This is a genomic window from Nocardia sp. CA-084685 (assembly GCF_050955785.1).
Taxonomy (GTDB): domain Bacteria; phylum Actinomycetota; class Actinomycetes; order Mycobacteriales; family Mycobacteriaceae; genus Nocardia.
In genome coordinates this window covers 489638-502784 of record NZ_CP192094.1, presented here as the reverse complement: position 1 = coordinate 502784, position 13147 = coordinate 489638, and the positions used below count along the sequence as shown (strand labels likewise).

Sequence of the window (13147 nt, the reverse complement as noted above, 5' to 3'; positions counted from 1 at the left end):
CTGGGTGAGCGGCGCGGCCGTGCCGTCAGAATCTGCGGCACGACCGCGCCGAGCGGCTACTTCTCGATGTTTTCGAAGTCGAACAGGCCATTCCAGGCCAGGTCGGCATGCTTCACCTTGTCCGAACGTCCCGCCGCGGCAAGGTAATCGAGCACCGGGATGTCGGCCATATCCTTGATCAGCAACGCCTGCGCCTGCGCCACGATCTTGTACGACTCGTCCAGCGTCGGCGCGGCCAGTGCGGCGTCGAGCAGATGGTCGAATTCGGGGCTCTTGTAGTCGACGTTATTGGTCTCGGAGTAGCTGTAGTACTGCGAGGTGAGGAACTGCAGCATGGTCGGGTAGTCACCCTGCCAGCCGTAGCGGAACGCCTTGCCGATCGTCTTCTGATTCACCAGATCTCGGATGTTCTTGAATGTCGGATACGGCGCGCCGACGGCATCGATACCGAGGGTGTTCTTGATGCTGTTGGCCACGGCCTCGATCCACGCCTGGTGGCCGCCGTCGGAGTTGTAGGCGATCTCGTAGCGACCCGACCACGGCGAAATGGCATCGGCCTGCGCCCAAACCTTCTTGGCCTCTTCGGGGTTGTACTTCAGCACCTCCGAGCCGGGCAGGTTGCCGTTGAATCCGGGCAGGGTGCTCGAGGTGAAGTCGCGTGCCGGAATCTTGGTGCCGTTGAAGATGGTGTCGCAGATCTGCTGCCGGTTGATCGCCATCGAAATGGCCCGGCGACGCAGCAGCCCTTCCTCACCGCCGAAGTGCGGGACATTGGCCTGGACGCCGATGTGCTGGTTCTGCGCGGACGGATTCAGGATCGCGCGGTCGCCGAGGTCCTTCTTGTAGGAAGTCAGCGCACTGTCCGGAATCGTGTCGAGGGTATCGAGATTGCCTGCCTGCAGATCCGAGTAAGCGGTATCGAACGACTGGTACATGACGAAGCGCAGACCCTTGTTCTTGGGCGCACGTCCGCCCTTGTAGTCCGGGTTGGGCGTCAGGTCGATCTTGACGTTGTGCTCCCAGGTCTGGAACTTGTACGGTCCATTGCCGATCGGGTTCTCACCGAAGGCCTTCATATCCTTGAATGCGGCATCGGGCAGCGGATAGAACGGCGCGTAGCCGAGTTCGGTCTCGAAGTCGATGGACGGCGACTTCAGCTCGACGGTGAAGGTTCGGTCATCGACCACCTTCAGACCCGACATCGTTTGTGCCGTGGGCTTTTCCACCGAAACCTCGTCGAATCCGACGATCGGTGTGAACGCGTAACTCTGCAGCTGACCGTTGGTGCCGAGCGCGCCGTAGTTCCATGCGTCGACGAACGACTTCGCGGTCACCGTGGTGCCGTCGGTGAACTTCCAGCCCGGCTTGATGGTGATCGTGTAGGTCTTGCGGTCGTTGGTCTTGATGGACTCGGCCATCTCGTCGTGCGCGACGCCTTTGCCGTCGTAGTACTTCAGACCGGCGAATAGCCGGTCCACAACGCGACCGCCCATATTCTCATTGGTGTTGGTCGGCACCAATGGATTCTGCGGTTCGCCACCGTTGGTGGTGACGATGTCGGCGTCGGCACTATCGCTCGACGAACATGCGGACAGTCCCAGGCTTGTGGCCAGCAGGACTGCCGCGGTCAACGCTGTAGCTCTGTTGAATCTCAACGCGTTCTCCCGATTTCGAGACAGGCGAAGGGGATCCGCGACGACGCATGAGTATTTGCCCAGCGCGCCTCGACTCGATCCGCCTTGGAATGCCTGGGACGTTAGCTATTCGAAGCAGCCTTGTCACCGGATTGACAGAGGTTCGTTCCACTTGTTACCAATCCGGCAACATCGTTGAAACGCGCTAAACATTAAGGAGAAGACAGGCATCCGCCGGAAGTATGCCTCCGTTGGGGCTTCCGGTGTCCGTAGCTGTTGGTCTATGACGATAGCTACCGAAGGCCCGGTTTGTCAGCGGATCGCGCAGGATACCCGCCGCGGTGACGCGATGGAAACCCAATGGACACAGCAGGCGCGGGCTGGATCACAGTTGGTTACTGTCGAAATCGACTGCGACTGCCAGCACCACGGGGCTACGTGAGGAAGAGACGAGATGACCGAATCCACCGACAACCGGGACTCGTACCCGCCGACCGCGGAATTCGCCGCGGCGGCGAATGCCGACGCGTCGTTGTACCAGCAGGCCGCGGCCGATCGCGACGCGTTCTGGGCCGAGCAGGCCGAGCGGCTGCATTGGGAGCAGCCGTGGACGCAGGTGCTCGACTGGAGTGACGCGCCCGTCGCGAAGTGGTTCGTCGACGGCAAGCTCAATGTCGCCTACAACTGTGTGGACCGCCATGTGCTCGACGGGCACGGCGATCAGGTCGCCATCCACTGGGAGGGCGAACCGGGCGACTCCCGCGATATCACCTATGCCGAGCTCCTCGCCGAAGTTTCCCGCGCCGCAAATTATCTGACCGAACTCGGACTCGAAGCGGGCGATCGGGTCGCCATCTATATGCCGATGGTTCCCGAGGCGATCGTGTCGATGCTGGCGTGCGCCCGACTCGGCCTGACCCATTCGGTGGTCTTCGCGGGCTTCTCACCGACCGCGCTGCGCCAGCGCGTCGACGATGCGAGCGCCCGGTTGATCATCACCACCGACGGTCAGTGGCGTCGCGGTAAGGCCGCACCACTCAAAGGAGCCGTCGACGAGGCGCTCTACGCCAACGGCGATGTGCCGCACAGTGTCGAACACGTACTGGTAGTGCGCCGCACCGAGATCGAGGTGCCGTGGACCGATGGCCGCGACCTGTGGTGGCACGAGACCGTCGCACAGGCCGCCCCCGAACACCGGGCGCAGGCCTTCGATGCCGAGCATCCGCTGTTCATCCTCTACACCTCCGGCACCACGGGTAAGCCCAAGGGCATCCTGCATACCAGCGGCGGATTTCTCACCCAGGCGTCTTACACCCACCACAATGTCTTCGACCACAAGGCCGGACAAGATATCTACTGGTGCACTGCCGATATCGGCTGGGTCACCGGGCACACTTACATCGTCTACGGACCGCTGTCGAACCGGACCACTCAGGTCGTATACGAGGGCACGCCGAACTTCCCGGATGAGCACCGACACTGGAATATCGTCGAAAAGTACGGCGTCACAATCTATTACACGGCTCCAACCCTGGTGCGCACCTTCATGAAGTGGGGCAGGGAGATTCCGGCGGCCCACGATCTGTCCAGCATCCGGGTGCTCGGCAGCGTCGGCGAACCGATCAATCCGGAGGCGTGGCGCTGGTACCGCGAGGTGATCGGCGCGAACTCCGCGCCCATCGTGGACACCTGGTGGCAGACCGAGACGGGGTCGATCATGATCTCCCCGCTGCCGGGTGTTACCACCGCCAAACCCGGCGCCGCGATGACCGCACTGCCCGGTATTTCGGCGAAAGTCGTCGACGAGGAGGGCAAGGCGGTCGAACTCGGTGAGACCGAGGCCAACGGCTATCTGGTGCTCGATCAGCCGTGGCCGTCCATGCTGCGCGGCATCTGGGGCGATATGGACCGCTATCGGGCCACCTACTGGGAGCGCTACGCCGAGCATGGCTGGTACTTCGCCGGTGACGGCGCCAAGCTCGATGCCGACGGCGATCTGTGGGTGCTCGGCCGGGTCGACGATGTGATGAATGTGTCGGGTCACCGCATCTCTACCGCCGAGGTCGAATCCGCGCTGGTCGGTCACTCCGGGGTAGCCGAGGCCGCCGTGGTGGGCGCAAGCGATGCGACCACCGGACAGGGCATCGTCGCCTTCGTGATCCTGACAGCCGAGGCCAAGGACACCGGCGACGCGTTGATCGACGAACTGAAGGCGGAGGTGTCGCGGGAGATCAGCCCGATCGCCCGGCCGCGCGAGATCCACGTGGTGCCCGAACTGCCCAAGACCCGCAGCGGCAAGATCATGCGGCGACTGCTGCGCGATGTCGCCGAGGGGCGCGACTTGGGCGACACCTCGACGCTAGTCGATCCCAATGTTTTCGAGGCGATCCGGGCCAGCCGCGCCTGATGCACCGCATCCCGCACATCCTCGGGCCGGTGACGAAATTCGTCACCGGCCCTACCCGTTAGTATTGCGTGAGGTGTGCCGGGAAGCCTGGTCGGCATGCGGTCGTGTACCTGAACGCCGGATCGGTGGGATTGCGCGTCCGCGGTCCAGCCAACCCCGGCGGAAGGTTTCCCGTGATCACCCAAGTGCGCTCGGAACTGACGCGGTATCTACGCACCGAAACCATTGGTGGGGCGATACTTCTGATCGCGGCTGCTGCCGCATTGCTGTGGGTGAACTCGCCCTGGGGCCAGAGCTACCTCACCCTCACCCAGTACGCCCTGCCGATCAAGGCACTGCATCTGGATTTCACCGTCGCGGACTGGACCAAGGACGGTCTGCTCGCCGTTTTCTTCTTCGTCGCCGGATTGGAGCTCAAACGCGAGCTGGTGGTCGGCGAGCTCGCCGATCCCAAGCGGGCTGTGCTGCCGATCATCGCGGCGGTGGGCGGGGTGGTCACTCCGGCGCTGATCGCATTCGCGGTCGGATTCGGCGTGGACGGAATGGACCGGGGCTGGGCGATCCCGGTGGCGACCGATATCGCATTCGCGCTGGCCGTGCTTGCCATGACCGGATCCCGGATCCCGACCAGCGCGCGGGTCTTCCTGTTGAGTCTCGCGGTGGTCGACGATCTGCTCGCCATCATCCTGATCGCGGTGCTGTTCACCGCGACGCTGTCGGCGCTGTGGCTGCTGGGCGCGGCGGCCTGTTTCGCGATGTGGGCGCTGGCCCAGCACAAGCGGATATCCACACCACTGCTTTACGTGCCGCTGGCGCTGGTCTCCTGGTACGCGCTGCACGAGGCGGGCATCCATCCGACGCTGGCCGGTGTCGCGCTCGGTCTGCTCACCAGGGTGCGCAAGGACCCGGGCGAGACCGAAGCTCCCGCAACGCGGCTAGAGCATATGATCCAGCCGATCTCGGCCGGACTCTGTGTGCCGCTGTTCGCCTTGTTCGCCTCCGGAGTTCCATTGGACGGCAAGGTTTTCCAGCACCTGTTCAGTGACCGGCTGCCACTGGCCATAGTTCTCGGATTACTGCTCGGCAAGACCCTCGGTATCTTCGGAATAAGCTGGGTGGCAATCCGATTGGGCATGGCGAAACGTCCGGTCGGTCTCGGCTACCGAGACATGTTCGCCCTCTCGGTGCTCGGCGCGATCGGCTTCACCGTTAGCCTTCTGGTGGCAGAACTCGCGCTGACCGACGTCGGTGACGGCTCAGCCGTCGAATTGGCCAAAGCCGCGGTGTTGGTGACGTCAATGACGGCGTCGCTCGCGGGTTCGGCGCTACTGTTGCGGCGTGGGCGTGTCCACCAGGCGCGGCGGGACGCGCGTGCGATAGAACGAGAGACTGAGGCGCAAGCAGTGCCGGGACAGGGAGAAGGGTCGACGAAGTGAGTTTCGCAAACGGCGGTAACGGGGACCAGTCGCGTCGCGACCGCACTGTCACCTCTATTCCCCTCTCGGACGCCAACCCGGCCGGGTCGGCGAGCTTCGGCACCCTGGTCCGCGATGCCACCGAGCAGATGTCGACGCTGGTGCGGGCCGAGGTCGAGCTGGCCAAGGCCGAGGTGACCGGGGAGATCAAGAAGGGGCTGCAGGGCAGCGTCTACTTCATCCTCGCGCTGACCGTGCTGCTGTTCAGCACCTTCTTCTTTTTCTTCTTCCTCGGCGAGCTGCTCGACGTCTGGCTGGCGCGCTGGGCGGCCTTCCTCATCGTGTTCCTGCTGATGATCGTGGCGACGGCGGTCTTGGCCCTGCTCGGCTATCTGCGAGTCAAGAAACTGCGGGCGCCGGAGAAGACCATCGATTCGCTCAAGCAGGCACGCACGGTGCTGCCGAGTGGCTTCGGCTCGCACGAAGAACACCTCGCTCTCGAGAAGCCGTCGAACTAGGGCCCGGCGCGGCTGCGTCGACTAGGCGGTGGGGCACGCGCCACACTAGGCTCGATCGGCGTGTCGTCGAACTCGTTTCCCGATCCGTCCAGCGTCCGTTATGACGGACCGTGGACGCATCGGGACGTGCATGCCAACGGCATTCGCTTCCACGTCGTCGAGGCTGCGCCGCAGCGCCGAGACGCGCCGCTGGTCGTGCTGCTGCACGGGTTCGCCGACCTCTGGTGGTCCTGGCGGCATCAGCTGACCGGACTCGCCGATCTGGGCTATCGCGCCGTCGCGGTGGACCTGCGCGGGTACGGCGACAGCGATAAGCCGCCGCGCGGCTATGACGGCTGGACGCTGGCGGGCGATATCGCCGGTCTCATCCGCGCCATGGGCTACTCCGAGGCCACGCTGGTCGGCCACGCCGACGGCGGACTGGTCTGCTGGACGACCGCGGTGCTGCACCCGCGGCTGGTGCGCTCGATCGCACTGGTGAGTTCCCCGCATCCGGTCGCGCTCAAGAGCGCGGTGCTGCGCGACCGGCGCCAGCGCCGCGCCTGGCTGCCGAATTTCCTGCGCTATCAGCTGCCGCGATACGGCGAACATCTGCTCACCTCGGGCAATGGCTTCGAAGTCGAGCGCCTGCTGCGTCAGCGGGTGAGCCGAACTTGGTCGGACAGCGCCGAATTCGTCGATACGGCCAACCGGATGCGCTCGGCCATCCAGATTCCGGGTGCGGCGCACTGTGCCCTGGAATATCAGCGCTGGGCCTTCCGCAGCCAATGGCGTCCGGACGGCCGCCGCTTCATGGCCACCATGCGCCAGCCGATCCGCATCCCGGTGCTCGCCATGCGCGGTGAACTCGACGGCTACCTCCTGCCCGCGACCTTCCAGCGCGGCCGCCGCCTGTCGCCGCAGCGGCGACAGGTCGTGATTCCGGACGCGGGCCACTTCGCCCACCAGGAGAATCCGGACGCCGTCACCGCTGAGCTGGCCAAGCTGCTCGCGTAGCGGCACTCGCCACTGCCGAACATCTCGACGCCGGAACAGAAGCCTCCCACTATGGCTGTCTGGATCAGCATTGGCCCGGTGCTCATACCGCACCGAGCCAATGCGTCGATGGCTGCGATCCATCGTGACCAGCAGACCTCAGAGTCGGGTCAGGAGTAGAGCCGACGACTCACGGTGATTGCGGTCAGTAGTCGAAGTAAATCCTCGTAACGATCTCGTCGTTTAGGTTGAAACTCTGGTTTTCGCCAAAATCATGGCGTCCCGACTGCTCCGTTTCGAACCACCCTTTGTGCTTCACTGTGTCGACATAGTAAGCGGGGAGACGTTCTGGGAAGCTCATGGCTGTGCGCCCTCCGTAGAAGCACTCGAGAGAAAGCCCTTCCGAGGTCCGACCGTGGTAGTAGACGCAGAGGCGGTCCGCGTATGGGTCGTCCGCCGTCGCGGTTCCGACGGCAAGTGTCCCGAGGCCGATCGAGATTATGGCTGCCACGACCGCGGGCGCCCAATTTTTCCGAAGTCTTCTCAACATGAATCGCTCCTCCCGTGATGCCCCCGGGAACGAGTTTCAGCAGGATGCCTGCACCGTAAGTTGGTGACAGCCTTTGGAATTCGGCGCTTGTCTGAAGCCCCCCGGGGCCGAACAACCACTAGATTAGCAGCGAGTCGCGCACGTCGCTGTCCATCCGAGCCAACGCCTCCGGCCGATGGCACCCACCGATCGATCAGCTGAGCACACAAGCTCCCGTAGCGACCGGCGTCATCGATACCGGAGCCGCGTCGAGTTGACCGCGAACCTCCGCAAGAGTCAGCACATAGCCGGTGTCGTCGTCGGTGACCGCAGCGCCGAACACGATGCCGAGCACCCGTCCCTCGGTATCCACCAGCGGCCCACCGGAGTTGCCTGCGCGAACCTTGCCACGGATTGTGTAGACCTCCCGCTCGACAGTGCCATTGCGATAAATGGTCGGCCCAGTCAAGTCGAGGGTCTCTCGCACCCGGGCAATGCTCGCGGAGTACAGACCGCCCCCGGGATAACCGAGCACGATGGCGCTGTCCCCTGAGCGCGCGGTCGACGGAGCCTGGGGAATCACCGGGGCGGTGAGACCGGGAATGGCGAGCACCGCGACGTCTTTGGACGGATCGAACAGCACCACGGTGGCGTCCAGCTGCCCGCCGCCGAAGTCCACCTTGATGGAGGTGGTTCCGGCGACCACGTGGGCGTTTGTGACAACCCGCTCGGGTGCGGCGACGAAGCCGGTACCCTCGAGTGCCCGCTGACAGCTCGGCGCGATGCCGTGGATCCGCAGCACACTCTGTTGCAACGCGGCGGGGACCGGGCTACCGATCAGGTCAGGATCCGGCGGCGCTACGGCCGCGATCGGGGCGCGGCCGAACGGCCCGATGACGTCCGGGAGCCCGGAAGTATTGAGCAGTTTGGAGAATTCGTTCGGCAGCCGCCGCAGCCAATTCGGGGAGACATCGTTGACGTCGGCGAGCACCTTCGAACCATTGATGGCCGCGGCGATGGCGGGCTGGGACGAGGTGGCCAGCGGCAACGCCAGCAGCCACGCGGTGACCAGCACCGCGACCGCCTGCAGCACCGCGCCGACGACACTGTCCGCACTGCGGGTGAACGGATGCCGCATACCGCCGCGCGCGGCCCGGCCGAGCACCATGCCCGCGACCTCACCCACGATGACCAGCACCACGATCAACAGCACGCCGGTGAGCACCCGCGGTCTGCCCTCATCCACATGGATCAGAATGTGCGGCGCAATAAGAATGCCCGCGACCGCGCCGAGTACGACGCCGAGGAAGGCCAGCGCGGAAGCCACCGCACCCTGGCGCCAACCGGAGGAGGCGGCAAGCAGCGCGAGCAGCACCACCGCGATATCGAGCCAAGCCGATGAACTCATAACGTCATCCCTACGGCCGCCAGCGCGGACTCTAGATCGCGAACATCGCTGTGGTCCCAGTCCCGTTCCCACCCGGCGGATTTGCAGATGCCCGCCAGAATGCCGCCGGTCAGACCCCACACCAGCATTCCGTCCACCTGGAATGCCGGGCTCTGATAGCCGAGGCTGCCGCGCACCATGAAGCGATTCGCCGGGTCGAACAGATCGGCGAGCGGCACCCGCACGACGCGTTCGGTCTCGGTGTGATTGACCACGCGGACCGCCCTCGGTGTGTGCCAATATGCCACCACCGGGGTCACATCGAATCGGGACGGTGGCACGAACAGCTTCGGCAGCACGGCAAAGGGTTCGACGCCCTCGCGTGCCAGCCCAGTCTCTTCACAGGCCTCGCGCAGGGCGGTATCGATCGGACCGGAGTCGCCGGGATCGACCGCGCCACCCGGAAATGCGACCTGACCGCGGTGCTGGCGCATGGTGGACGCGCGCTGGGTGAGCAGCACATCCGCATCGGCGGGCAGCCCGCCCAGTGTCTCGGGATCCGATTCGGGCGAACCGCTGAAGAGCACGAGCACGGCCGCCTGCCGCGGTGTCGTGCTGACCGTCATGGCTCGGCGCACCGCGCGCGCCAGGGACAGCGTGTCGGTGGAATCGGTATTCGGGTCCGCAGCTCGACGCAGCCATGGGGGAATGCTGTGCGGCATGGGGATCTCGGTCATGCCGCAACTCCCAAATTATTAGCGACCGTATCGGCGATATCGTCGACGCCGTTGAAGGCGCGCACCACCACCTGGGCGACCGAACCATCCGCACGCAGCAGGACCGATACCGGCAGCACCGCGGGCGCACCGACCGCGGTACGCACCTTGGTGCGCGGGTCGAGGACGCCGGGCAACGTCACCTTCAGGTCGGTCAGCAACGCGAGCGCCCTCGCCTCATCCGGATCGCTGTGCACGGTCAGCACGGTAATCGCGTTTCCGGCTCGTCGCGCGTACTCCTGCACATCTGGCAACTCTTTGGCGCACGGTCCACACCAGTACGCCCACAGGTTCAGCAGTGCGGGTTTGCCCGCGAGCGCGGCCGCTAAGTCGACCGGTCTGCCGTCGGATAGACAGCTCAGGCCGAGTCCGGCAAGCGGTCCGCGTCCCACCGCATCCGCCGCTGGCACCGGACAATTCGCGAGCCCGGCGGCGGTGCGCGCCTCGACCGATGCGCTCGCGAGGGAGTTCGCCGGATGGTCGCCGCTCGTCGCGGTGTCGTCGTGATCGCGGGGCCACAGCGCGACCGCCAAGGCCACTACGGTGATCAACCCTGCCAGCGCCAAGCGCGCCGCGACAGGTATTCGTCTCACCGGCCCACCAGCTCGAGCAGATGCTCCGCCTCCGGACCCTTCACCAACTTCGCCGCGGTCTCCGGATCGGTCGGCCCGACCCCGAATGACGGACAGTCCTTGGCCAGCAGGCAGACACCACATGCGGGCTTGCGGGAATGACAGACCCGACGCCCGTGGAAAATCACGCGATGGGACAGCATTGTCCATTCCTTGCGTTCGATCAGCTCGCCGATGGCGTGCTCGACCTTCACCGGATCTTCTTCGGTGGTCCACGCCCAGCGCCGCACCAGCCGACCGAAATGGGTGTCGACCGTAATGCCGGGCACCCCGAAGGCATTGCCGAGGATGACGTTGGCGGTCTTGCGGCCGATCCCGGGCAACTGCACCAGTTCGTCGAGGGTGTGAGGCAATTCACCATCGAAGCGTTCGACCAGTGCCTGCCCGAGTCCGATGAGCGCACTGGTCTTGTTGCGGAAGAAGCCGGTGGGCCGGATGTATTCCTCCAGCTCGGCGCGGTTTGCCTCGGCGTAGGCGCGGGCGTCGGGGTACTTGGCGAAGACCGCGGGTGTGGTCAGATTCACCCGTTCGTCGGTGCACTGCGCGGAAAGTATTGTCGCCACCGCCAATTCGAGCGGGGTTGTGAAGTCGAGCTCACAGTGCGCGTCCGGAAAGGCCACCGCGAGAGTGCGGTTCATCCGGCGGGCCCTCCGGGTACGACCGAGCTGGGTTTCCGCTTGTCGCGGTCGGGATTTGCGCTTCGGCGCGGGGACCGCGGCAAGTTGCGCATCGGTCGCCTCGACGGCAGGCGCAGGCCCGCTCACGGCAGCATTGGAGGGGGAGACACGCACGCGTCCACCATACGGAACCACTCCACAACGGTGCCCTCCTAGATCTCTTGCCGTGTTCCATCTGAGACCTAGACCGTGTTTACTGCTCGTCATGCAAGGACTCGCTGTGGTGCTCTTCCCAGTGGTGCTGATGCTGTTTGCACTGGGCATGGAGCGGGTCGAGAATCGGCTCCGCAATCTTCTCGAACCCGACGAAGAGGTTCAGCAGTACCTGGACAAGGCAAGCAACGCCGAAGTGAAGGAGCTGACGAAGCTCGGACTGCCCGCTGCGGTGGCACGGATGCGCAGGCGCCGTTCCCGTGGCGAAGAGCTGGACGTCGCACGCGCCAGCTGAATCCCTACCGACCAGTACCTGGTACGCCACGCAATCCACTCGTTACGTGGTGTCTGTCACTACGCTGCCGTAATGCCGCGTAGACTGCGCTGTTGGCCGATTCGCTTCGGTCCAGGACAGAGCCATTTCCCATAAGGAGCACATTCGTGGACGAGGCCCTCGCCAGAGCAGGCATCTTCCAAGGCGTAGAGCCCACCGCGGTGGCGGCCCTCGCCAAACAACTGCAGCCCGTGGATTTTCCGCGCGGCCATGTCATCTTCAACGAGGGCGAACCAGGCGACCGGTTGTACATCATCACCTCTGGAAAGGTGAAGATCGGACGGCGTTCCCCGGACGGCAGGGAAAATCTGCTGACCATCATGGGCCCGTCGGACATGTTCGGCGAGCTGTCGATCTTCGACCCCGGTCCGCGCACCTCGACCGCTACCACCGTGACCGAGGTCCGTGCGGTCACCATGGACCGTGACGCCCTCAAGTCCTGGATTGACCAGCGACCCGAGATCGCCGAGCAACTGCTGCGCGTCCTCGCCCGCCGCTTGCGCCGCACCAACAACAACCTGGCCGACCTGATCTTCACCGACGTTCCCGGCCGGGTCGCCAAGGCGTTGCTGCAGCTCGCGCAGCGGTTCGGCACCCAGGAGGCCGGTGCGCTGCGGGTCACCCACGACCTCACCCAGGAAGAGATCGCACAGCTGGTCGGCGCCTCCCGCGAGACCGTGAACAAGGCTCTGGCCGACTTCGCGCACCGCGGCTGGCTGCGACTGGAGGGCAAGAGTGTGCTGATCTCCGACTCCGAGCGGCTGGCCCGCCGCGCGCGTTGACGCTCGAACCCATCGGCGACCGGAGAACCCGGCCGCCGACGAGACGCGGCGCGACAGGCGGACGCCGCGGCATTTGAACGCAAAAGCACGCTGAGTTCAGCTCGAATGAACTCAGCGTGCTTCGGTGTTCGCTAGTTCTGCTCTGCGCGCAGGTACTCCAACTGCGCCTGCACCGAACTACGCGCGGCAGGCCAGAGCCGCTTGTCGACATCGGCGTAGACCTTGCGCACCACCGACATCGCGCCCGCGTTCGGCCCGAGTACGCGCAACGCCTCCCGCACCTGATCGAGCCGCTCCTGTCGGTGCGCGATGTAGTACCGCGCGATCGGTTCCAGATCGGGATGATCCGGACCGTGCGCGGGCAGCAGCGCGCGGCCCGCGCCCGCCTCGACCAGCTTGTCCAGCGATGCCAGGTAATCGGCGAGGGCGCCGTCAGTGGAATCGAGCACGGTGGTGCCGAAGCCGAGGATGGTGTCACCAGTAAGCACCGCGTCGTCGAGTACGAAACTCACCGAATCCTTGGTGTGGCCAGGTGTGTCCAGGACGGTGATCCGTAGTCCGGCGGCCTCGATCACCTCACCGCCGACCAGCGGCGCATCGGAATCACGCAGGAATTCGGCGGTCCTGGCCCGCACCGGCGTACCGGTCAGCTCGACCAGCCGATCGATGCCGCCGGTGTGATCGTGGTGCCGGTGGGTGATCAGGGTGAGCGCGATATTGCCATCGGTGGCGCGGGCGATCGCCTCGCTGTGCGCCTTATCCTTCGGTCCCGGATCGATGACGACGTATTCCGAATGTCCCGGCGCGCGCAGCAGCCAGGTGTTGGTGCCCTCCAGCGTCATCTGGCCGGGATTGTCCGCGAGTACGACCGCCGCGGTCGGCGTGACCTGCCGCAGCTGGCCGTATGCGGGATGGGTGAGCGTCATCG

The 13147-nt window shown here is 65.1% G+C and carries 13 protein-coding genes; 6 read left to right on the top strand and 7 right to left on the bottom strand.

Features of this window, described 5'->3' with window-relative positions:
• Window positions 1-56: 56 nt before the first annotated feature.
• Window positions 57-1631 (bottom strand): peptide ABC transporter substrate-binding protein, encoded by a 1575-nt coding sequence (locus tag ACQP2U_RS02225; protein ID WP_433713149.1) that lies wholly within the window; start codon window positions 1629-1631, stop codon window positions 57-59.
• 457 nt (window positions 1632-2088) lie between these two features.
• Here ACQP2U_RS02225 and acs point away from each other — a divergent pair, with 457 nt between their 5' ends.
• The 4 genes from acs to ACQP2U_RS02205 all read left to right on the top strand — a co-directional run bounded on the left by acs (window position 2089) and on the right by ACQP2U_RS02205 (window position 6970).
• A complete protein-coding gene (gene acs, locus ACQP2U_RS02220; RefSeq protein ID WP_433713148.1) occupies window positions 2089-4041 on the top strand; it encodes an acetate--CoA ligase in 1953 nt (650 codons plus the stop codon).
• 176 nt (window positions 4042-4217) lie between these two features.
• Window positions 4218-5477: a Na+/H+ antiporter NhaA gene (gene nhaA / locus ACQP2U_RS02215; protein ID WP_433716333.1), complete on the top strand. Its 1260-nt coding sequence runs from the start codon at window positions 4218-4220 to the stop codon at window positions 5475-5477.
• A complete protein-coding gene (locus tag ACQP2U_RS02210; protein WP_433713147.1) occupies window positions 5474-5974 on the top strand; it encodes a phage holin family protein in 501 nt (166 codons plus the stop codon). The genes nhaA and ACQP2U_RS02210 overlap by 4 nt, the downstream gene beginning before the upstream one ends.
• Window positions 5975-6034: 60 nt before the next feature.
• Entirely contained in the window at window positions 6035-6970 is a 936-nt protein-coding gene (locus ACQP2U_RS02205; RefSeq protein WP_433713146.1) for an alpha/beta fold hydrolase, read from the top strand.
• A 184-nt stretch (window positions 6971-7154) separates the two neighbouring features.
• Here ACQP2U_RS02205 and ACQP2U_RS02200 read toward each other — a convergent pair whose 3' ends face one another.
• The 5 genes from ACQP2U_RS02200 to nth form a co-directional block, all read right to left on the bottom strand.
• Window positions 7155-7499: a hypothetical protein gene (locus ACQP2U_RS02200; RefSeq protein WP_433713145.1), complete on the bottom strand. Its 345-nt coding sequence runs from the start codon at window positions 7497-7499 to the stop codon at window positions 7155-7157.
• A 193-nt stretch (window positions 7500-7692) separates the two neighbouring features.
• Complete coding sequence (locus ACQP2U_RS02195) at window positions 7693-8886, bottom strand: MarP family serine protease (RefSeq protein ID WP_433713144.1); 1194 nt, start codon at window positions 8884-8886, stop codon at window positions 7693-7695.
• Complete coding sequence (locus ACQP2U_RS02190) at window positions 8883-9602, bottom strand: NUDIX hydrolase (RefSeq protein ID WP_433713142.1); 720 nt, start codon at window positions 9600-9602, stop codon at window positions 8883-8885. Before ACQP2U_RS02190 ends, ACQP2U_RS02195 begins: the two co-directional genes overlap by 4 nt.
• Complete coding sequence (locus ACQP2U_RS02185; RefSeq protein ID WP_397037654.1) at window positions 9599-10234, bottom strand: redoxin family protein; 636 nt, start codon at window positions 10232-10234, stop codon at window positions 9599-9601. The genes ACQP2U_RS02190 and ACQP2U_RS02185 overlap by 4 nt, the downstream gene beginning before the upstream one ends.
• Window positions 10231-11037, bottom strand: a complete 807-nt coding sequence (gene nth, locus ACQP2U_RS02180) for an endonuclease III (RefSeq protein ID WP_433713141.1) — start codon at window positions 11035-11037, stop codon at window positions 10231-10233. Before nth ends, ACQP2U_RS02185 begins: the two co-directional genes overlap by 4 nt.
• Before the next feature lie 118 nt (window positions 11038-11155).
• Between nth and ACQP2U_RS02175 the strand changes: the two genes are divergently transcribed.
• Complete coding sequence (locus tag ACQP2U_RS02175; protein ID WP_364497978.1) at window positions 11156-11398, top strand: hypothetical protein; 243 nt, start codon at window positions 11156-11158, stop codon at window positions 11396-11398.
• Between the two features lie 146 nt (window positions 11399-11544).
• Window positions 11545-12219, top strand: coding sequence for a Crp/Fnr family transcriptional regulator (locus ACQP2U_RS02170; RefSeq protein ID WP_011206875.1), 675 nt, complete (start codon window positions 11545-11547; stop codon window positions 12217-12219).
• A 131-nt stretch (window positions 12220-12350) separates the two neighbouring features.
• On the opposite strand, the gene ACQP2U_RS02165 is transcribed toward ACQP2U_RS02170, so the two are convergent.
• Window positions 12351-13145, bottom strand: a complete 795-nt coding sequence (locus ACQP2U_RS02165; protein WP_433713140.1) for an MBL fold metallo-hydrolase — start codon at window positions 13143-13145, stop codon at window positions 12351-12353.
• Between the last annotated feature and the right edge of the window lie 2 nt (window positions 13146-13147).